This is a genomic window from Megasphaera sp. MJR8396C (genome assembly GCF_001546855.1).
Taxonomy (GTDB): Bacteria; Bacillota; Negativicutes; order Veillonellales; family Megasphaeraceae; genus Megasphaera.
On sequence record NZ_KQ958143.1, the window covers coordinates 73,455 to 94,761 of the forward strand.

General features: G+C 50.4%; 17 protein-coding genes. 3 read left to right on the top strand and 14 right to left on the bottom strand.

From position 1 onward, the window contains the following. Positions 1 to 98 precede the first annotated feature (98 nt). The 5 genes from HMPREF3201_RS00320 to HMPREF3201_RS00340 form a co-directional block, all read right to left on the bottom strand. Positions 99 to 1,448, bottom strand: coding sequence for an MFS transporter (locus tag HMPREF3201_RS00320; RefSeq protein WP_062411205.1), 1,350 nt, complete (start codon positions 1,446 to 1,448; stop codon positions 99 to 101). A gap of 129 nt (positions 1,449 to 1,577) precedes the next feature. Beyond that, the gene (locus tag HMPREF3201_RS00325) at positions 1,578 to 2,504 is read right to left on the bottom strand and encodes a C40 family peptidase (RefSeq protein ID WP_062411206.1); all 927 of its coding nucleotides are present in this window, start codon (positions 2,502 to 2,504) and stop codon (positions 1,578 to 1,580) included. Between the two features lie 147 nt (positions 2,505 to 2,651). Next, a complete protein-coding gene (locus HMPREF3201_RS00330; protein ID WP_062411207.1) occupies positions 2,652 to 3,662 on the bottom strand; it encodes a GGGtGRT protein in 1,011 nt (336 codons plus the stop codon). Between the two features lie 12 nt (positions 3,663 to 3,674). Next, positions 3,675 to 4,367, bottom strand: a complete 693-nt coding sequence (locus HMPREF3201_RS00335) for an iron-sulfur cluster assembly scaffold protein (protein WP_062411208.1) — start codon at positions 4,365 to 4,367, stop codon at positions 3,675 to 3,677. Positions 4,368 to 4,419: 52 nt separating this feature from the next. Next, positions 4,420 to 5,289 carry a LysR family transcriptional regulator gene (locus HMPREF3201_RS00340; protein WP_062411209.1) on the bottom strand — a complete coding sequence of 290 codons (870 nt, stop codon included), beginning with the start codon at positions 5,287 to 5,289 and terminating at the stop codon, positions 4,420 to 4,422. Between the two features lie 339 nt (positions 5,290 to 5,628). Here HMPREF3201_RS00340 and HMPREF3201_RS00345 point away from each other — a divergent pair, with 339 nt between their 5' ends. From HMPREF3201_RS00345 to HMPREF3201_RS00355, 3 genes are read left to right on the top strand one after another with little or no spacing between them, the layout of a single operon-like run. After that, entirely contained in the window at positions 5,629 to 6,408 is a 780-nt protein-coding gene (locus HMPREF3201_RS00345; RefSeq protein ID WP_227163168.1) for a hypothetical protein, read from the top strand. An 11-nt stretch (positions 6,409 to 6,419) separates the two neighbouring features. Beyond that, positions 6,420 to 7,493 carry an ATP-binding protein gene (locus HMPREF3201_RS00350; protein ID WP_062411211.1) on the top strand — a complete coding sequence of 358 codons (1,074 nt, stop codon included), beginning with the start codon at positions 6,420 to 6,422 and terminating at the stop codon, positions 7,491 to 7,493. 5 nt (positions 7,494 to 7,498) lie between these two features. After that, positions 7,499 to 8,905, top strand: a complete 1,407-nt coding sequence (locus HMPREF3201_RS00355) for a vWA domain-containing protein (protein ID WP_062411212.1) — start codon at positions 7,499 to 7,501, stop codon at positions 8,903 to 8,905. Positions 8,906 to 9,133: 228 nt separating this feature from the next. On the opposite strand, the gene pdxA is transcribed toward HMPREF3201_RS00355, so the two are convergent. The 9 genes from pdxA to HMPREF3201_RS00400 all read right to left on the bottom strand — a co-directional run bounded on the left by pdxA (position 9,134) and on the right by HMPREF3201_RS00400 (position 21,068). Beyond that, positions 9,134 to 10,117: a 4-hydroxythreonine-4-phosphate dehydrogenase PdxA gene (pdxA, locus tag HMPREF3201_RS00360; protein ID WP_062411213.1), complete on the bottom strand. Its 984-nt coding sequence runs from the start codon at positions 10,115 to 10,117 to the stop codon at positions 9,134 to 9,136. A gap of 362 nt (positions 10,118 to 10,479) precedes the next feature. After that, positions 10,480 to 11,700, bottom strand: a complete 1,221-nt coding sequence (locus tag HMPREF3201_RS00365; protein ID WP_062411214.1) for a four-carbon acid sugar kinase family protein — start codon at positions 11,698 to 11,700, stop codon at positions 10,480 to 10,482. Positions 11,701 to 11,712: 12 nt separating this feature from the next. Continuing rightward, entirely contained in the window at positions 11,713 to 12,480 is a 768-nt protein-coding gene (locus HMPREF3201_RS00370; protein WP_062411215.1) for a DeoR/GlpR family DNA-binding transcription regulator, read from the bottom strand. A 203-nt stretch (positions 12,481 to 12,683) separates the two neighbouring features. Next, positions 12,684 to 14,093 carry an S-layer homology domain-containing protein gene (locus HMPREF3201_RS00375; protein WP_062411216.1) on the bottom strand — a complete coding sequence of 470 codons (1,410 nt, stop codon included), beginning with the start codon at positions 14,091 to 14,093 and terminating at the stop codon, positions 12,684 to 12,686. A gap of 17 nt (positions 14,094 to 14,110) precedes the next feature. Then, positions 14,111 to 14,893, bottom strand: coding sequence for an HAD-IIB family hydrolase (locus HMPREF3201_RS00380; protein ID WP_227163167.1), 783 nt, complete (start codon positions 14,891 to 14,893; stop codon positions 14,111 to 14,113). An 8-nt stretch (positions 14,894 to 14,901) separates the two neighbouring features. Then, positions 14,902 to 16,569: a glycoside hydrolase family 13 protein gene (locus HMPREF3201_RS00385; protein ID WP_062411218.1), complete on the bottom strand. Its 1,668-nt coding sequence runs from the start codon at positions 16,567 to 16,569 to the stop codon at positions 14,902 to 14,904. A gap of 9 nt (positions 16,570 to 16,578) precedes the next feature. Next, positions 16,579 to 18,741 carry an alpha-glucoside-specific PTS transporter subunit IIBC gene (locus HMPREF3201_RS00390; protein WP_062411219.1) on the bottom strand — a complete coding sequence of 721 codons (2,163 nt, stop codon included), beginning with the start codon at positions 18,739 to 18,741 and terminating at the stop codon, positions 16,579 to 16,581. Positions 18,742 to 18,940: 199 nt separating this feature from the next. Continuing rightward, positions 18,941 to 19,720, bottom strand: a complete 780-nt coding sequence (locus tag HMPREF3201_RS00395; protein WP_062411220.1) for a MurR/RpiR family transcriptional regulator — start codon at positions 19,718 to 19,720, stop codon at positions 18,941 to 18,943. Between the two features lie 109 nt (positions 19,721 to 19,829). Continuing rightward, the gene (locus HMPREF3201_RS00400) at positions 19,830 to 21,068 is read right to left on the bottom strand and encodes a hexokinase family protein (RefSeq protein WP_062411221.1); all 1,239 of its coding nucleotides are present in this window, start codon (positions 21,066 to 21,068) and stop codon (positions 19,830 to 19,832) included. Positions 21,069 to 21,307 lie beyond the last annotated feature (239 nt).

Sequence of the window (21,307 nt, forward strand, 5' to 3'; positions counted from 1 at the left end):
TATTATACCTTGAATCGGCCCGGCTGAGTAGTTTTTTACACGCCAAGTCCCGCTTATACGCAAAAAAGGCGTCGTCCTTTCAGACAACGCCTTTGCCATTAATCTTCTTTCGGTTTTGCATTCCAAACCAGGAGAGCCAGCAGTGTCGAGACGACAGCGGCACCGACCCAGAATTCCGTAGCCAGTCCGAAGTCATAGACTTTGACGCCATTGACGACAGTAATGGTCATCAGTTTCCCGGTAATGAATTCCTGCAGCGCTGCCCCGGCATAGCTGAGGAGGCCAATCATACCCATGGCAGCCCCGGTAACGCGTTTCGGCACGATATCGACAGCCATGAGACCGCCCATGTAGCAAACCAAAGCCCCCATGGTGAAGCCGTAGAAGGTCATGCACAACATATCCATGGTAAACGACTGCGGTGCCCAGAGGAAACCGGCAATCGACAAGGAGTAGAAGATCCCGTATAAGAGGGCCGGCATATTGCGCTTATGATTGAAGAACTTATCCGAAATAACACCGCACAAGAGAGCCCCGAAGATACCAGCTACCTGCATGTAAGCCATGACACCGGCAGCGCCCATCATATCATAGCCCTTCTGTGACGTCAGGTAAACGACGCCCCAGCTTTCAATGGCATAGCGGGCAACATAGACACAAAGTGAAGACAAGCCGAGGATCCAAACGGCAGGATTCTTGACGACAGCATTCCACTGCATATTGCCGACCGATTTTTGTTTTTCCGCATCGATCTGTTCCTGCGTCTTTTCACCGTAATAGACGGCGCCGTTCGGCAGGCCCTGCGTTTCCGGACGGTCGCTCATGCCGAAGTAAATGAAAGCCGTCCCGATAAGGGAAATGATGCCGGCCGCAATGAAACCCATAGACCAGTTGTACATGGAAACGATGGCAGCAATGGCAAAGTAAGCGAAAGATGAGCCGAGATTGTGACTCGTAAACCAGATGCCATATAAGGTTCCGCGCTGTTTATTGCTGAACCACTGATTCAGGGAGACAATGGACGGACCGGCACCATAAGACTGGAACCAGCCATTGAGACCCCACAAGACGGCCAAGGGAACGAAGGAATTGACCAGCCCCATGCCGACCATAGTGAGTGAAGAAATGAACAAACCAAAGGAAAAGAATCGCTTGTTATTCATGCGGTCCGCCAGGAAACTGTTGGTAAATTTCCCAAGACCGTAGGTTACGAAGAATACCGAGCCGATGATCCCGATTTCCGTCGGCGTAACGATACCCGAGGCCAGAAGCGGCTTTTTAATGACCGAATAACTCTGGCGGATGATGTAGTAAAAAGCGTAACCGATCGTGATGGAGGCGAAGACGCGCCAACGCATAGCGTTAAACTTTTTCTTGATAGCCTCGCCATCGGTCATAGGCACGGCGTCCGGTGCCGTTCTGAAAAAGTTCCAGATTAAATTGAGCATAAAAAAAACTCCTTCCGTTGCATGAATCCGAATAATGATAAATCCGTATGGTACGGCTTTATTATAATAAACAGATTCTAACAACGGTAGCAGAAAAATTCTGATTTTTCTGTAGGAGTTTTTCTGACACTACATGATGCGCTTGGCACCTACGTATCGGGAAGACCAGTAACTGCTGTCCATGTCAGACACGCTGACGCCGTCACTGGCAGCATTGATGAACTGGTGGTTGCCGATATAAATTCCGACGTGAGAAATACCTGCCTCATAGGTCGAGAAGAAGACCAGGTCGCCAGGCTCTAAATTGGCCATGGAGACCGATTCACCGACGTCATACTGTTCGTCGGCTGCCCGGGGTAAATCGATGCCGGCTGCCGAATAGACGTAGCGCGTAAAGCCGGAGCAGTCGAAGCCCGACGGCGTCGAGCCGCCAAAGACGTAGGGAACGCCGATATACTGATTGGCGATATCGAGGATATGCGTAGCCTCCGAATTCTGCACGCGAGGTACGCCATTATAACCGCCATTGCCGAAGCGGCGGATGGGACCTGTCGGAAGTTGTTGTCCCGTCAGGGCATAAAAGGTCGACGGACCGACGATGCCGTCTGTATCAAGGCCATGAGCCCCTTGATAAGAACGGACGGCTTGTTCCGTACCGGCGCCAAAAACACCGTCTACATCGACGCTGTAACCGGCATTCACCAAGGCCTGCTGAATGAGGAGGATTTCATTGTCTGCCGTCGCTTTGGTAACAAAGGCTGAGGCGACAGAGTCATTTTCCGGCATAGACGAACCGGTAAGCGCTGCATACGTTGCAGCTCCGACGATTCCGTCAGAATCCAGGCCTTGGTCCTCCTGGAACTTCCGGACAGCAGCCTGCGTCGAAACGCCATAATCACCATCAGCCGCAACGGCATACCCCTTACTGGACAGTGCCTGCTGGATGGTGACGATTTGGTCGCCCCGGTCACCGGGATGGAAGGTGGCACCGACAACCGATACGGAAGTCAGGATGCATAATCCCAGTGCGGCTGCTATTCTTTTTGTCGTATTCATCGAATACCCCTTTCTCCGCTTTGTAAAATATACGTTTATTATATCATTTTTTTCTCTTTTTTAGTAGCTTTCGGGTTAATCTTTATCGTAACCACAAAAAAAAGCTTCACAACAGAGTTGTGAAGCTTTTTACCGAGTAAGGGTGAATTAGAATTTGCCGTCTTTGGCAGCGCCTTCAACAGCGACAGCAACAGCAACGGATGCGCCAACCATGGGGTTGTTGCCCATGCCCAGGAAGCCCATCATTTCAACGTGAGCCGGAACCGACGAGGAACCGGCAAACTGAGCGTCACTGTGCATACGGCCCATGGTATCAGTCATGCCGTACGAAGCAGGGCCGGCACCCATGTTGTCCGGATGAAGGGTACGGCCTGTACCGCCGCCGGAAGCAACAGAGAAGTATTTTTTGCCCATTTCGATACATTCTTTCTTATACGTACCGGCAACGGGATGCTGGAAACGAGTCGGGTTGGTCGAGTTACCCGTAATGGAAACGTCGACGCCTTCGTGGTGCATGATGGCAACGCCTTCGCGGACGTCGTCAGCACCAAAGCAACGGACATTAGCCCGTTCGCTCTTGGAATAAGGAACTTCACGGACGATGTTCAAGTCACCTGTCTTATAGTCGAACTGGGTCTGAACATAGGTGAAGCCGTTGATGCGGGAAATGATCTGAGCGGCGTCTTTACCGAGGCCGTTCAAGATAACGCGAAGGGGAACCTTGCGGGCTTTGTTGGCGTTGCGGACGATACCGATAGCACCTTCAGCAGCGGCAAAGGATTCGTGGCCGGCGAGGAAACAGAAACACTGCGTTTCATCCTGAAGAAGCATAGCAGCCAGGTTGCCGTGGCCGCGACCGACTTTACGGTCTTCAGCGACCGAACCGGGGATGCAGAAGGACTGGAGGCCGATACCGATGGCCTTAGCAGCTTCTACAGCCGTCCGTGCATTAGTTTTAATGGCGATAGCAGCGCCAACGGTGTAGGCCCAGCCGGCATTTTCAAAGGCAATGGGCTGTACGTCTTTGACGATTTTATAAGGATCCAATCCTGCAGCGGCACAGATATCGCGGCATTCTTCTACACTGCCGATACCGTATTCTTTCAGTACGCCGAGGATTTTATCAATTCTTCTGTCGTAGCTTTCAAATAATTCCATGGTTTTGCCCTCCTATTGCTGTCTCGGATCGATGTACGAAGCTGCTTCATCAAAGCGGCCATAATGACCTTTGGCATCTTCCATAGCCTTAGCCGGTTCAATGCCTTTTTTAATGGCTTCCATCATTTTTCCGAGGTGGATGAATTCATAGCCGATGACCTGATTTTCTTCATCAAGGGCCATGCGGGTGACATAGCCTTCGGTCATTTCGAGGTAACGAGTGCCTTTGGCTTTCGTACCAAACATGGTGCCGGTCTGGCTGCGAAGGCCTTTGCCGAGGTCATCGAGGCTGGCGCCAATAGGAAGACCACCTTCAGAGAATGCCGTCTGCGTGCGGCCGTATACGATCTGGAGGAAAAGCTGGCGCATAGCTACGTTAATAGCGTCACATACTAAGTCAGTATTGAGGGCTTCGAGAAGGGTCTTGCCCGGGAGGATTTCCGAAGCCATGGCTGCTGAATGAGTCATGCCGGAACAGCCGATCGTTTCGACGAGGGCTTCTTCGATAATGCCGTCTTTGACATTGAGGGTCAGCTTACAGGCACCCTGCTGAGGGGCACACCAGCCTACACCGTGTGTCAAACCACTGACATCTTTAATTTCTTTTACTTGTACCCATTCGCCTTCTTCCGGAATCGGTGCTGGTCCATGATATGCTCCCTTTGTGACAGGACACATATTCTTAACTTCTGTTGAATACAACATGTTCTCTTCACCCTTTCAAAATCTATGAAATAAACGGCAGCAAGTATAGGACTCAGTCTTTCAACTGGTCATATATCTGTGTAAACAAAGCGCGGTACATGCTGCCCTTGCGCCACAAGAATGAAAATGCGTGCATCACGGAAAAATCCGTAATGGCGATGCGTCTGAGCCTTCCCTCAGCCAGTTCTTGGTGAACTGATTTTTCATATAAGAATGCAATACCGCAGTCGCGGCAGGCCAGCCCTTTTACAGCAGACAGGCTGCCCACTTCATAGCGGGACGGAAAATGCTCCAGGGTGTACCCTTTTTCCGCCAGCTTCCGTTCTAAGATCCGACGGACACCAGCATGGCGTTCGCCGATGATGAGCCGATAGTGCATTAGATCCGCAAGGGTCATTTCATCGGGAGCCTCGTACCCGTCCGAACAGACGGCAACGATGGGTTCCGTAGAAAATAAAAGCGAATCGTAATGACCTTGGTCAAAAGAACTTTCGACGATGGCAAAATCAATGGTCCCCTTATCTAAGGACTGGAGCAGTTTATCAGCATCGGCAATCTCCATGCGAAGATTCATGTCCCCATTTTGCTTGAGGATGACGGACAACTTATCAAGAATGCCCATACCGGCTGTTGGCGTCGCGCCAAAAGACAAGGAGTGGTGATGCTGCAGGTCACGCAGATGCTCTTTTAAAAGCGTATCGTCATGACTGATAGCCGTCGCCGCATTCCAAAGAATATGGCCGGCTTGTGTCAACTGCAGATGTTTCCCCTTGTAACTAAAAAGTTTGGCCCCGTATTCGCGTTCTAAATATCGAATATGCTGAGAAACGGCAGGCTGCGTGATATGGAGCTCAACGGCAGCCCGGGTATAATTCATGTGACGGCAAACGCACAAAAATGTATGGATACGAAAGTCTAACATGGCACCCTTTCCTTTCTTTGCGTTTTCCATAAGATAATTTTATGATATTTCAATCGTTTTATCAAGAACAAAGTGGGCAATTTCCGTATACTGATGGGACGACATCGTTCCCAACGGAACGTATTCTCAACAAGGGACTACAAAATCACCGATACGTCAGTCTTATGTACTCTTCATGTACAAACCTCCCTTGACAGTATCACTATTAATAGATGTAATAGATGCTAACAGTAATCGATAACAACAAAATATATCTTATTAATAATGATTATTGTATAATATAAACAAAAACCCCTGTTATTTCAAGGAAAGGTACCCGATATGACAACAGAACAATATATGAATATGATTCGTAACAATCCTTATGTCATTGGGCGAATCGAAAATCCAACAGAAGAAATGCAGCTCCTGGCCGTACAACTGAACGGTCAGGCTCTCCAATATATTACCAATCCGTCTCCGGCTGTTCAAGAGGCGGCCATTGCCAATACGGCAAGAGCCATCCAGTTCATCGAAAACCCGTCAGAAGACATTAAGCTTCAGGCCGTACGCGCCGGCTGGAACAATTTAAGCTACCTCGACAATCCCTCACAGGAACTCATCGACGCCGCCTTAGACCAGTCCGGTTGGGCCATTAAATACATCAAAGATGCCGACCACGACTTACAGCTCCGCGCCGTCAACAAGAATTACGACGCCGTCAAGTACATCAAGGATCCGGCACCGGACGTCCAATTAGCCGCCGTTCGCGGCAACTACGAAGCCCTCCGCTATATCGAAAATCCGACGGACGAAGCCAAGGACTTGGCGATCCGCGAAGACGCCCAGGCCCTGCGGCTCATCCGCAACTTAGGAAAAGAAGATTTCCTCCATTATCTGGGACTCAACGTCCTGGTCAGTAAATACATCCCCAAGGATATCAGCCTCAGTCCCGATGACTGGCGCGATACCCTCAAGGATATCCTCGCTCAAGAAGACGTGTCCGAAGAATACGTCCGCAACTTCATTACCTGCAGCGCCGTCGACCTCTCGCCAGTCGACAAGATCCTCCTCGTCGATGACTATGGCAGCCAAAAAGCCCGACGCATTACTGTAGACGAAAAATTGACCTTAAAATAGGAGTAACGACTATGAACTTTACAGATACATATAAAAGCGTAGAACTCGTTCTCACGGCCGGTGAAGTTCCCCTTCTCGTCGGCGAAACGGGTATCGGCAAGACCTCGCTTGCCCGCGAACTGGCTCATCGACACGACTGGAGCTTAGTCGGAATCGACGGCAACTTATTGAAAGAAGGGGAAATCGGCGGTCTCCCGACCGTCGAAAACGGGACTACCGTCTATGCCGTCCATCATAAACTGCGCACCATCGACGAAGAAATCGCCAAGGGCAAAACAGTCCTGTTGTTCATCGATGAAATCAACCGCTGCGACCACGCCGTCCAGCAGGAATTGATGAACCTCATCTTAAACCGCGAAATCAACGGCTACGCCCTGTCGCCGTCGGTTCACATCATCGCCGCCATGAACCCGTCCGACGCCTACGATTATGAAGTCGTCGAAATGGACGCGGCTCAGCAGAACCGCTTCGTCTGGCTGTACATGGAACCGGATTATCTGCAGTGGCTCGACTGGGCGTCGTCAGCCGGTATCGAAGAAACGGTCATGGAATTCATTTCCACCTATCCGGAATACCTCGATAAGACCAACGAAGACGATATCAACGCAACGCCGCGAAGCTATGAACGAATTTCAAAACTCTACACCATTTATAAAAATGATGCCGGCAGCATCCCCAAATCGGTCTTCCACAATGTCATCCGCGGCAACGTCGGCAAACTCATCGCCGAAGAGTTCATCCAATTCGTCAACTCTGACGCATCGCCCCTCATCACCTATAACGACGTCTTCAGCGGCGATACCCTTGCTCCGGAATTAAGCGGCCGCGTCGCCGGTGAAAGCCATACGCGCCTCTATCTGACGGCCAAAAACATCCTCAAACAGTTAGATTCTCACCTCTCGGAGGACAGCGACAACCAGGCCCTCTTATCGCGCTTCGTCGCCTTCCTCTCCCTCTATCCCGTCGATCTTCGCTTAGGTGTCATGAAAGACATGAAATCCGCCAATCCCAAAGTCTATGCCTGCGCTTTGGATAACGCCGACTTCATCGACAGTTACTTTGCAGCCTTTCGCTCCTTACGGTAAATCGGATGAAGCAGTCCATTACCGTTGAAGCCACTCTCCTCTACCAGCAGGCATCGATAATCGCCGACGATATCCTCCAAGATAATGTCCGTCCAAATCCGGACGCGGAGATACCGGCTGATTTTCAAAATAAATTCTTCGCCTTCCTCGGCCGCATCACCGGCCATCTCATGGAAGACAAGGATAATTTTTTCGGATACTTTCTCTTTCAGATGACCAAGAGCATCCGCTTCGATTTAGCTTCGCCGACAGGTGTCAACTTTAAGGGCACCCGCTATCAAATTCACTTCAATCCCCTCATCTTCCTGACCCTGTCACCGGAACAGATGGAAAGCACAATCAAACACGAAATCCTTCACGTCGTCTCCCTGCACCTCATCCGAGCCAAGGAACTGCGCGAAAACTACAGCAAGCAAGCCATCACCTTTGCCATGGACGTCGTCGTCAACACCTACCTCGACCACCTGCCGCCCTTTTCGACGACTTTGGAATGGGTCAACACCAACTTTTCCCTTCTCCTAAAGCCCTTCGAAAGTCTGGAATATTACGTCGACAAGATTCAGACCGCTCTCGACCTGCGTACGGAAAACAAAAACCTTCCAGAACCGGAAAGCGATTCCGACGAAACGGTCGCCGTCTCCTATAATCCCGTAACGACCCACGACCTGTGGGATGAAAGCGATGAAATCGACGACGAAACGCTGCGGGAATTCACCGAAAAATACGTCGACGCCTCGTCCAAGGGCGATCTTTCCAACTACCTGGAAAGCATGATCAAAGCCTTAAAGGACAACAAAGACGGCCTCCCCTGGCACTGGTACCTGAAAAAACTGGTCGGCTCCGTCGCCAGCCGTTGGAAACGGACACCCATGCGCCGCAACCGCCGCCAGCCGGACCGCCTCGACCTGCCCGGCAAGCTGCGCTCCCATACGGCCAAGATCATCGTCGCCCTCGACATCAGCGGCAGCATCACCGATGCCGAATTTCGCCAGGCCGTCAGTGAAGTCCTGCAGCTCGTTCGCTGCTATGACCACGAAATCATCGTCGTCGAATGCGACGACCAAATTCGCCGCACCTACCACGTCCGCGACCTGGAAGACGTCAAAGGGCGCCTCGACATCCGCGGCGGTACCGCCTATACACCAGTCTTCGACTTTGCCAACACCCAAAACATCGACCTTTTAGTCTACTTCACCGACGGCAAAGGCGAAGAAACCCTGCAAACAGCCCCTCATGGCTATAAAGTCCTCTGGGTCCTCTCCGGCCATGGAGAAAGCCTATCCTTACAGAAACCCTACGGCCTGGTAAAACGCTTGGCCAAACTCCCCGAATACGATCCCAACCTCGACTTCGACGACGTCCGAGGCGGCGGTTTCTCCATGAGTAACCAAGAACACACGAGTAAGCTCTAAATTTACATCAACAAAAACAAGGGATTGTATTCAATCCCTTGTTTTTAATTTACAGCCACAATTCATCAGAAAGATCATATCCATTTTTCAAAACGTTATATGGGTTCTGGCGTAATGCTGCCTAACCTTAGTTTCTTGCAAGGCTCTGATCATCCATTTCTGAAGAGTGAACTTCCCTGTCCTAAGTAAACATAATCCATTCTCGCCATTAGGCATCTGTATAGAAATTTAATGATCGGCAAAACGTTTCCCTAAATCTACGGCATAGCACATGCTGTCTGCCTTGGCGATGCCTTTACCGGCAATGTCAAAGGCCGTGCCATGATCGACGGAAGTACGAATGATGGGAAGTCCCAAGGTAACATTGACTCCAGAATCAAAGGCCACCATCTTCATGGGGATATGACCTTGGTCGTGATACATCGCTACGACGATGTCATAAACACCGTGATACGCCTTTAAGAAAACGGTATCCGGTGAAACGGGGCCGTCAACGCAAAGGCCTTCGCTTTTAGCTTCAGCGATAGCCGGCATGATTTCATCAATGTCTTCATGTCCGAAAATTCCGGCTTCCCCACTGTGCGGATTCAGTCCGGCAACGGCAATTCTCGGTGTCGTAATCCCTAACTGTTTCATCGCCTTATCTGCCAAGTGGATACATTCCAAAACCCTGGCCTTCGTCGCCCGATTACACGCTTCTCGCAGGGAACAGTGGGTCGATACATGAACGACTGACATCTTTTCACTCCAAAGCATCATCGTATAGGCCTTGGTTCCCGTAAGGGTTGCAAAGATTTCAGTATGACCATCGTAAGCGTGTCCGCCTTTATGCAACGCTTCTTTATTCAAGGGAGCCGTTGTAACCACTCGCACGTCACCCTTCATGGCATCGGAAATGGCTCGTTCGATATATCGGTAAGCAGCGTCTCCAGCAATGGGAGAAACCTTTCCGATTTCAAGATCTTTGCCAAAATCTAAATCAACAACAGAGATAACATTGATTTTCCCCGGTTGAAATTCTTGAACATTTTGAATCTGCACCAAGGGTGTCGATAAGTTAAGTTGCTGATGGTAATGTTGGAGAACTTTATAACTGCCATAGATTAAGACAGATTGTTGATACTCTTTTTTAGCATCTATCGCTTTGAGCGAAATCTCAGGACCAATACCAGCCGGATCGCCCATGGTAATGCCAACAAAATGTGTTCTCACTATACCTCCTCCTTTATCCCAACACGTATGTTTTATTTTATTGTTCCATAGTGTTTTTATTTGTTTGTTTTTGTTGGTTTAATTATATGAAAATTGTTCGAATAAGTCAACGAGTTTTTATAATAACGTCAATGCTTATTTGTCATTAATAAAACAATGCTCATTTGTATAATTTCAAGATATATTTCCCCTTGAGCAATGACTATTCCTAGCTTCGTGGTATCACTTAAAGTTTAACAAAGCATACATTTTAAACATAATAGAACAGATAATAACAAAAAAAAGCTTGACCAATAGTCAAGAAAACCTTGTCATCTATTGGTCAAGCGCTTTTTAATCTGATAATCTGAACACAACTCCGGTTAACGATGGGGCAAATCATCCAGTTCTTTTATGCAGTTATAAATATCTTCCTCCGTGCCAAAGGCCCCGGCCTTGGTCACAATAGGCAGACCAGCTCGAGAGCCTCCTAACAAACGTCCTAACACAAAACCAGGAACAAGTTCCCGCTCGATGTGTGAACCGCTCGCTTCCAATTGATGAATGACGGCGATTGCCGTATCACCACCAGTCAAGAACAAGCCATTCACAGCAGCCTCTTTTAAGATCACCGGCACCATGCCGCTCAGTGTCTGTTTGGTAAACTCCGCCAATACATCTGTTGAAATGCCATGTTCACGACCATAGGCGGCAAAAGCTTCATAATCTTGCCGGCAGGAAGCACCGGTAAGGACGACGTCCTGTCCTTCCTTCAAATAGGTCACCACATCACGAACAGCACGGTCGACCTGATGCGTTTCATAGATCGTCTTCATATCTAAGGCTACGACAGATACGCCGTTTTCACGGCAATACTGCAACTGCTTCATGGTTTTACTGCTAATGCTGCCAATAACGGTCAACGTCGGTTTCCTTCGATAAGATACCGTTAAAATCCCTTGAGCCAATCCGGCTGAACCGATCCAAAGGATTTTCTTTCCCGTCTTCATCGCCGCCATGGCAATAGTCTCTAGCTGCACCTGTTCCTTAGTATCAAAAGAATAGGCTGTTCCCGTCCAATCAAAGGACTCCATAGAAACCTCCGACAACGCATAGTGGTGTACAGGCTGATTCAGACACTCCGTCAGGATTTTCTGAATCCGGTCTTCTTGAAGAGGATTTCTCGGATCACGGGCGATTTCTGTATCGAGGAGCGGCGTTCCATGAACACAGAGCCGCCCTTGTTCTACAGTCCGCCCCTGAGCCGGATAAGCTGGTGCAAAGATAATGAGTTCCGGCTTATAAACATCAACCGCCGCGCGAATTTCTTCTTGTAAATGCCCGCGCAGCGTCGAGTCTACCTTTTTATAAAGAAAGCGGCATCCCCCTCGCAAATTCACACAGGCGATAGCCTCATAAACGCGATGATAGGCTTCCTCTGCGGAAACAACTCGGCTTTCACAGTCGATTGACAAGCTGGTTTCATCGTCTTTAATTTGGTTTACATCTAAAACAACATCGACGGGAATCCCACTTCTACAAAGTTGGACCCCCGTATCATTGGCGCCCGTAAAATCATCGGCAACGATGACAAATGGATGCATAATACCACCTCACTAAACATGGATAAAGGTTACATGATGTTCGTCAAACAAGCTCTGTTCTTCGGCAGTTGCCATATAATCGCTAATGAGGACATCCATTTCCCATATATCTAGAATATAATAGAGTTTATGTTTCTTGAATTTAGAATGATCGGCAAGGAGGACCACCTTATCCGACGCATGCAGACAAGCCCGTTTAACATCAATTTTTTCAGCATTGGCCGTCATGATACGCCAGTCAGGCGTGACGGCCTGGGTACCAAAAAAGCAGATGTCAAAATGCATGGTCTGCACCATATTGGTCGCCAATACGCCGCAAGTCGAGTTCGATTCGACGTCAATATGGCCGCCCAAAAGGATGACATAAATGCCTAAAACTGGCGTCAAAACTTGAGCAATGGCCAAGTCATTGGTGACAACGGTCAGATTCTCCCACCGCTGTTTAGCCATTAACTCTGCCAATTCAAAGTTCGTCGTCCCCGCATCTAGGAAAATACTCATCGATGATTCAATCATGGGAAGAGCAGCCGCTGCCATCTTCCGTTTTTCATCGATATGGACGAGTTTTCGATTACGGTACGTTGCATCTTTTACAGACGATTCGACTAAAACAGCCCCGCCGTGGCTTTTTTCAACGAGTCCGCCTTCTTCTAAATGCTGTAAATCCCGTCGAATCGTCATCGTCGTTACGTCAAGTTGTTGCGCTAAGTCGTTTACCGTAACGGCTTTACTCTTATAAAGTTCATTCAAAATAAATTGCCGTCGTTCTGCCGGTAGCATATCGTTCACCTCATGTTCATCTTCACATCATTCGCTCACACTACATTGTTTATATTTGTTGTTTTGTGTTAATTAATTATATCAAGAGGGAAAAGAGGCGTCAAGAAGGAAAACACGACAAAACAGACCTCGCACGAAAAAAGTATCCATGCAAGGTCTGTGTAATTGGCATAAAGTGATGTATGACATTAAGCGCGGGGCTCTTAAAAATGGAAGTCCATCTGCGTGCGGATGAGGGTTCGCTTATTATCGGAGTTAGAAATCTGTTCTTGTTTCGAATACAGTGTTTCCCATTCGATATTCTTCCAAGGGACGTATTTATAGCCGAGGATCCAGCCTCTACTGCCGGCACTGCCATTATAGAACAGGGAGCCCCATTCGTCGTCACCGGCGATGGTGCCGTTCGTTCCATAGCGATACCAGCGGGCGTAGGCCTGCCAGGTGCCCGGTGTATTCAGGTCTGTCTGGCGATAGTTCACGCGCAGGAAGGTGCTGCTGTTCTGATAGTCAGCGTTGGTACGAGCGTAGTCGGCCAGGAAGCGGACGTCTTTAGAGACGTCGAACCAACCGCTGAGGACGTAGGCTTTGTCGTAATCGACGGTTTCTTCCCCCCACGATTCGAGGTGAGTCGTGTTCTTTTCGTAGACGTCGCCTTTATTCTTGGAGTTCAAGGCATAGGCCACATTGATGCCAGCTCTCGGTCCGACATTGCCCCACGCACCAAGCCCATACCAGCTTTCATGGTTTCCGGCTCCTGTTGAGGCCATCCAAAAGCCGCTGGCCATCAGGCTTGTCCCTTTGATCGGCACGGCGACTTGAACGCCGTCTGATTCGGTCCCGAAGAGGACGTTCTGCTGACCTAATCCGCGCCAAGCTCGACCGATGTTGATCCAGGCACCGGTCTTAGGATCCGTCCCTTCAACCCAGATGCGCTGGATATTGCCGTCATGGCCTGACCAGCGCTTAGCCCGGCCTTTATCCTTCCCGTCGGCAGCCCATGAGCCCGATTCGTTTTCATGATCGTGGCCACCGTTGTAGAAGGAGTTCTTTTCTAACTGGAATTTGGCCTTCCAATTTTCGTTTACTTTATAGGCACCGTTCAAACTCATGTAGAAGCGATTATTATCTTTGTACAAGTCGCTGTTGTTCTGTACCTGACCGCTGTATTTATCGTTGTCATACTGGACGCGGATAAAACCGCTGAGTTCCATCTTGCCGGCAATGCCGTTCTTTAATTCATCGATGTCTTTCGTGTTTTGGTCAATCTGTTTCGTATTGGCCGCTACCTGCTGCTGGAGGACGCTGATTTCATCAGCATATTCTCCGTGCAGCTTTTCAAGAACGGCCTTGTCCCCGTAGTTGCCGCCGCCTTTCTGCATGGCTTTAGCGACGATGCTGGCTACTTCATAGCGAGTCATGGTGCGGCCGCCTTCAAAGGTATTGTCGCCCATCCCTTCGATGACGCCTTCTTGAGCCAGATAGTCAAGGGCTTCATAGGACCAGTGGTCTTTCGGTACATCGGAGAAACTGTCAGCTGACGCCGCCCAGGCCGCGCCGGACAGTTCCAGGGTCAGGGCAGCCACGATAGCCCAGGCTTTCTTATTCACATTCATCGTAAGGACCTCTTTTCTTATAAGTTATCGAGCAACATGGCCCCTACGCTGTCATAGACTTTACGGGCCTGGGCCTGGATGGCCGTCCGGGCCGTAGAAACGGTATAGCCGTTGTAGCCCAGAATCATGGGAAGGTCGTTGACTTCATCGCCAATGGCCAGGATTTCAGCGCCGTCCCAGCCGAAGATGGCCAGGGTATGGGAAATGGCCTGTTCTTTACTGATGTCGGCGGGAATGATGTCGACGGCGCAGCGATTGGGGTAAGCATGGATCACATCGCCAAAGTTGGCGTTGACTTCTTCACTGGCAGCCAGCGCATCTTCCGCCGTCGTAAACCCTAAAGAAAACTGATGGATGATCTGGGGCAGGTGTTCGATGTCGTCTTCCGTAATGGTGACCAACGGATAATTCCACTGCGCCGCTTCGCGCCGAACCCAGGTCCCATCCAGATCATGACAGAGATAGGTCTTGTCTTCTGATGAAAAAGAGAAGTGGAAGGATTTTCGTACCAAGGGCAATTCACTGGCCTTCTTTAAAAGTGCCGGTTCGATGCGAGCTTCCCAAAGGACCTGATTCTGCCCGTCGCTGATAAGGCCGCCATTATTGCAGGCCAGATAATCGTATTCAATGCCGTAATGTACAAGCTGGGGCCAAAGCATGCCGTGGTCACGTCCGGAAACGACACCGAATTTATGACCGGCAGCCCGCCACTGGCGGACAGCGTCTGCATCAAAGGCCGTAATGATATCGTCTCGGAATAAAGTACCGTCGTAATCACTGGCAGCAACTTTTAACATCATATTCCTCCTCATATCCGATAGATGACGGCTTCTGCCGGCCGCAATTTTCCCGCCTTGGGGTTTTCAAAATTCCCCAACAGGACCGAGGCGCCCCGTACCAGTTCCGCATCATAGCGAGCCGTGTCATTGGTGAAATTGACCAGGACCAGAAGAGATTCATCGCCTAAGGTCCGTTTAAAAGCGTAGATGGATTCATCGTCAGTCAAGAGTTCTTCATAACTCCCCTGAAGCAAAATCTGCGCCGCTTCCCCCTGGAAGCGTTCATACTGAAGTTGACGGTAATAAGAGAGGACCGACTGGTCATCTTTTTCTTCGACTTCGGCGCAGCAGGAAGCAAAGTCCTCGTGAACGGGAAGCCACGGCGTCCCTGTCGTAAAGCCTGCCTGGGCCTCTGTCGTCCACTGCATGGGCGTCCGGACATTATCCCGGCTGTGAAACTGGACGACTTTCAAGGCTTCCTCCGGCGAAAGGCCTTCATCTAAGGCCATCTGATACTGGCCGTGGGTCGAAATGTCATTATAGTCTTCAATCCGGTCAAAAGCCGTATTGGCCATGCCCAACTCCTGTCCTTCGTAAACGAAGGGCGTGCCCCGAAGGCCGAACAAGACCGTCGCCATAGCTTTCGCCGCCATTTTTTTATCGATGCCTTCCGGGAAATAGTGATTGACGCAGCGATTGCGGTCATGATTTTCAAAGAAAATCGGGTACCAGCCGTTATCCGCCGTCGCTGTTTGGCTGGCCGATAGTGCTTTTTTGAGCTTAGTCAGCGGCCAAGAAGTGGCTTTGCACCAAATTTCATCATCGATAAATTCCACGTTCGAATGGCTGAATTCAAAGAGCATACTGAAAACGCCGTCGTCGCCGACCCATTTCGGTAAATCTGCCGGCGCTACGCCGTTAGCTTCAGCGACGGTGAAGATGTCATGTCCGTCGAAAACTTCCCGGCGAAATTCATGGAGAAAGTCGAGGATACCCGGTGTATTGGCGATAATCGGATGAATCGAAGACAGGCCATCAGCCCCGTCGACGGGGCCATCTTCAAAGACAGCCGGTTTCTTAATATAGACGATGGCATCGATGCGGAAGCCGCCGACGCCCTTATCGAGCCAGAAATTGGCGGCGTCGTACAGTGCCTGGCGGACCTCGGAATTTTCCCAGTTGAGGTCCGGCTGTTCAGCCGCAAAGGTATGCAGGTAATACTGCTGCCGTTCTTCACACCAGGTCCAAGATGAGCCGCCGAAGATGGAGCGCCAGTTAGTCGGCGCCGAGCCGTCGGCCTTGGCATCGCGCCAGATATACCAATCAGCTTTATCGTTGTCCCGACTCTGTTTCGATTCCTGGAACCAATAGTGCCGGTCCGACGTATGATTGTAAACCAAATCCATGACGATGCGGATATCCCGCTTCTTTCCTTCGGCAATGAGTTCTTCCATATCGGCCATAGTCCCGTAGCGAAGGTCGATAGCCGTGTAATCGCTGATATCATAGCCATTGTCGACCATAGGCGACGGGTAGAGCGGCGTCAGCCAAACGGCGCCGATGCCTAAGGCTTTTAAATAATCGAGATGACGCGTAATGCCGGAAATATCGCCTTCACCGCTTCCCGTCGTATCCTGAAAGCTGCGGGGATAAACCTGATAAACAGCTGTTTTTTGCCACCATTTTAACGTATCCATAAAAACCTCCTAGAAAATGACAATCGGTGTTTCACCAGCAACGACAGGCTGGTCCGGTTCTTTCTTCATCTGCGGATATTCCGGAGAATTGGTAACGGCCATGATGACGATATCGTCGTAGCCGGCTTTGGCAATGACGTCACGGTCAAAGCGAATCAAGGGATCGCCCGCTTTTACCTGAGCATCCTGCTCGGTCAGAAGGGTAAAGCCCTGACCGTTTAAGTTGACCGTATCGAGGCCGATGTGAATCAAGATTTCAGCTCCATTGCTCAGTTCCAAACCGACGGCATGAAGGGAGCTTTCCATAATCATCGACACGACACAGTCAGCCGGAGCGACGATCGTATCACTGGTCGGCTTAATAGCTACGCCATCGCCCATCATCATCTGGGAAAAGGCGTCGTCGGGGACTTCGCTGATATCGACGAGGTCGCCGGACACGAAGGCTTTCAGCCGCATGGAGCGCGAATCTTCATCGACGGAAGCGACGGCGTTTACTGGGACTTCCCGCGGGTTGTCAACAGTCGTTTCTTTCATATCTTCCGGAGACGTTTCAGCCATTGGCGTATAATCTCCTTTCAACAAGGCATCGAAATGGCTGCGGACGTTGGGTACAGACAAGCCGACGATGACCTGGACGGCACGGCCGTTTTTCACCAAGCCAAAGGCACCGGCATTGGTAAACTTGCTCGTTCCCGCGACTTTATCCGGATCGTTGACCGTGACCCGCAGGCGAGTTGCACAGTTGGTGACTTCCTGGATGTTGTCGGGACCGCCGAGGCAGTCGAGGAAGACTTGCGCTTTCAAGGCATCAGCACCGCCGGCAATACCCTTCTTTTCCATTTCTTTCTTGGCCTTGTATTCGGCCTTGGTAAACAATTTATCGTCTTCACCGTCATCAGTGCGTCCCGGCGTCTTAAAGTCGAAGTGCAGGATGAGGAAGCGGAACACGACGAAATAAATGAGGGTAAAGCAGAGGCCGATGGCAATCTGCATGATATACGTCCAGGCGTGGAAGCGGAACAAGGGAATCCAGTTCTGGACGATGCTGTCAATGAGGCCGCCGCCGAAGTTGCCCGACAAGCCGATAAGGTAGAGAATGGTCGACAAAGTCGCCGACAAGACGGCATGGACGAAATACAAGACAGGAGCCACAAATAAGAAGGTAAATTCAATCGGTTCAGTAATGCCGCAGAGGACGGCCGTAACCGTAGCCGGAATCAAGAGAGCTGCCACCTTTTTACGCTTTTCCGGTTTGGCGCAGTAGTACATGGCAAGAGCCGCGCCGGGCAGACCGAAGACCTTCGCGCTGCCGTGAAGGGCAAAACCACCCTGGGGGAACAGGTCCCGCAGCGACTGAGCGCTGGTCGCAAAATCGTTAAGGTGCTGCAGCCAATAAGCCTGGATCCCGTTGTCAACGACAGCCGGTCCATAAATGAAGGGCAGGTAAATGAAGTGGTGAAGGCCTGCCGGCAGGAGAATCTTCTCGGCGAAGGTATAAGCCCAGACGCCGAAGATGCCGCTGGTCTTGAGGAAGAACTGGAATTGTTCGATACCGTGCTGAATGGGCGGCCAGATATAGCAGAAGAGAAGGGCTGTCGGCAGCATAACCACAAAGCCGACGGCGACGACGAAGGCCGGTCCCTTGAAGATGCCCAGCCATTCGGGAATTTCCGTATCATAGAAGCGGTTGTGGAGATAGGCCGTAATGCAGGCAATGAAGATGGCGCCGAGCATGCCCATATCCAGGGTCTTGATGTTGGCAATCATGGCCAGACCCGTACCGGCTCCGGCGTCCTGACCATAATCGACGCCGAAATAGCTGCCGTGGAGGCTCAAGATACCAGAAATGAAGTAGTTGAAGATCATGTAAATGACGAAACCTTCCATAGCACAGCGAGCCTGCTCCTTCTTGGCAAAGCCAATGGGAACGGCGATGGCGAAGAGAATCGGCATTTGTTTAAATACCGTCCAGGCACCTTGTTGGACGACGTACCAGAAATCGTACCACAGAGTTCCCTCTTCCGCTAAGCTGCCAAAGAGGCCCGTATTGCTGAAAATAATCGATACGGCAACGGTCAAGCCGAAGAAAGCGAATAAAATGACCGGCGTATACATGGCACCGCCAAAGCGCTGCAATTCCTGCATACTGCGTTCCTTGCTGAAAGTCATAACAGTTTCCTCCCGTTTAAAATAAAAATAAGTCCTTAGCTTTCTCGGTCATATAGCGAAGACGTCATTCGATGTATTCCTTGAAGCTATCTTTACTAACAGGATATAAAAAAAAAGCCGCGAATACAATAGTTTCGCGGCTTTCCGGCACAGCGGCACGGGGCTGTAATCTGGTACAAATTGCGTACTTTGGTACATATCAATCGTCGCCCTGGCGCAGGCGGTGGCAGTACATACAGTAATTGACATACCATACTTCAATGAGAACGAAGTAAGGCATCATAGACTGGAAGGGAACGCGCTCCTCGTCCTTATCGTAGAGTTGGAACTGGCCCGGAGAAATATAGAAATTAACCGTCGACAACGAGGCCAGGGTATTGTCGTGGAGCCTGGTAATGGAAATAAAGGGAATGTCTCTTGCCTTCAAAAGATGGCCTAATTCAGTAACCGCCGGTGACTCCCCGGAAAAAGAGACGATGATGAACAAATCATCTTTCGTCAGCGAATGGACGAGATTGCGGAATTCTTCCCGCGCCGGCACATCGTAGATCAAAATATTGTCGTAGAAAAAGAGGCGTTTCAATTCCTGAACGACGTTATTTTGCACATAGCCCGACGAATAGGTAAAAATCCGATTGGCTTCATGGATGAGAGAACTGGCCCGGTCAAAGTTAAGACTGCAGACCTTATCGACGGTCTGAGCATAAAATCGGTTCAGCCCTTCCAACGTATTGGTATCATACTCGACAGCAGGGGCCTGTTCCCGTTTGAGGAGCAATTTGAATTCACCGAAGCCTTCGAGTCCCAACTTTTGCGCAAAGCGAACGATGGTCGTCGTCGACACGTTGCAGGCCCGGGCCAATTCATGAATCGAACTGCGGCGGACGGCGGCCCGGTGCTGGACGATATACTTCCAAATTCCCATATCGGTATTGTTCAATTCTTGTCGGTGTTCATTGATGAGTTCCTCCAGTGCCATGGCCGCTCCTCCCTTGCAAAAAAGACCCTTGCGGAGATTTCCGCAAGGGCCGGAATTATGCTTTTATTATAAAAAATTAGGAGAAGCGCGTCAAGGGCACGGCCATCCGTCAAACGCAGAGGGCAGCGGCAATGGCGGCCCCGATCGAGGCACCGTGGCTGTTGGGCACGATGTGGATGGGCGTTCCTTCGGAAAGGCCCATGCAGGAACGGCAGACGGCGCCTTCAATGACACTGGGGACACCGGCGATTTTTTCGACAAGGCTGCCTTCAATGGCAATGGCCTGCTCTTTGAGTTCCTCTTCGCCGGCCAAATGGCCGAGAATGCCGAAGCTGGCAGCGCCGATCATCTGTGCCGCCCGCGTAAAGACGTCTTGGCCCAAGGCACAGAGACCTTCTTTTTGTTCCGGCGTCACATCAAAGCCGAGGACGTCGCGGACCGTCTTTTCACCGGAGAAGAGTTCATTCATGCAGCGCGTCGTAAAACGAGGAATGTCGTCACAATCCAGATAATCCATCAAAATAACGCGGAAGAGCTCGTTTAAGTAACGGCCGCCGATCATCTTTTCAAAGCAGTGGTCACCAGGCTGCTGCGATTCTTCGTCGACGCGGCGATCCCATTCCGTACGAGGTCCGCCCGTAAAGCCAGCCGCTTCTAAGTTAACAATCATCTTAAGGGCCGGTTCGTAATAGCACATGTTGAAGCCCGTACCGCAGACGATACCGATTTGCGCCGGGTTATGCTGATAGACAGACGACAAGAGGGTCGCCGTCGTATCATTCAAGAGGGCCACAGGTTCAATGCGGTCCATCCCGTTGCGAACGAGGGCTTCTTTGAGCAGGCCGTTGATCGACTTTCCGGCAACGCCGGGAACATCGATTTCTTTCGACCAGGCGATGAGGCTGGCATCCTTGGCCGACGTCTGATTGACGGCAAAGGAAAAGGTGAAGCCCAACTTATAGGCCTTATTGCCGCCGGCAGCTTCTTTTACGATTCTCGCAATGAAGTCAAACAAGGCCTCTGCCGTCGTCGACGACGTCGTATAGTCGTAATCGTCGCTTCGCAGCGGTTTCGCTACCTTGGTTTCAATCGTAAATCCGTCTGCACCTTTTAAAGTAATGCGCGAAGCCCGGACATTGGTACCGCCGAAATCGAGGGCCATGAAGGTCCCCGTTTCCTGTCCCGTAGGAAGTCCCAAATAGGTGTGAAGTGCCGAAAGAGAACTGTCTCTTCCTGCCAGGGCATCTTCTGCCGTCTGGCGGAAATCCTGAGCCAAGCGGCATAACTCAGTTCCGTCTAATTTCAATTCCTGCTGCATCGTCTTAAAGTCCTTTATCATGTCTGCCATCGCTATAGGCCTCCTGTCTGTACGTTAAACATCTATGCCTTCATCATAAAGGAAAAGCCCCGGGAATACAACCGACAGCGGCCGCTTTGTTCCCATAAAACCTCATTGGATAGTGGTACAAATTACGAACTTCGGTACACCTTCATCATGATACAAGAAAAGGGACTGTGCATGAAGATATCATTCATGCACAGTCCCTGAATAAAATTTGGTGGGCGATAACAGGATCGAACTGCTGA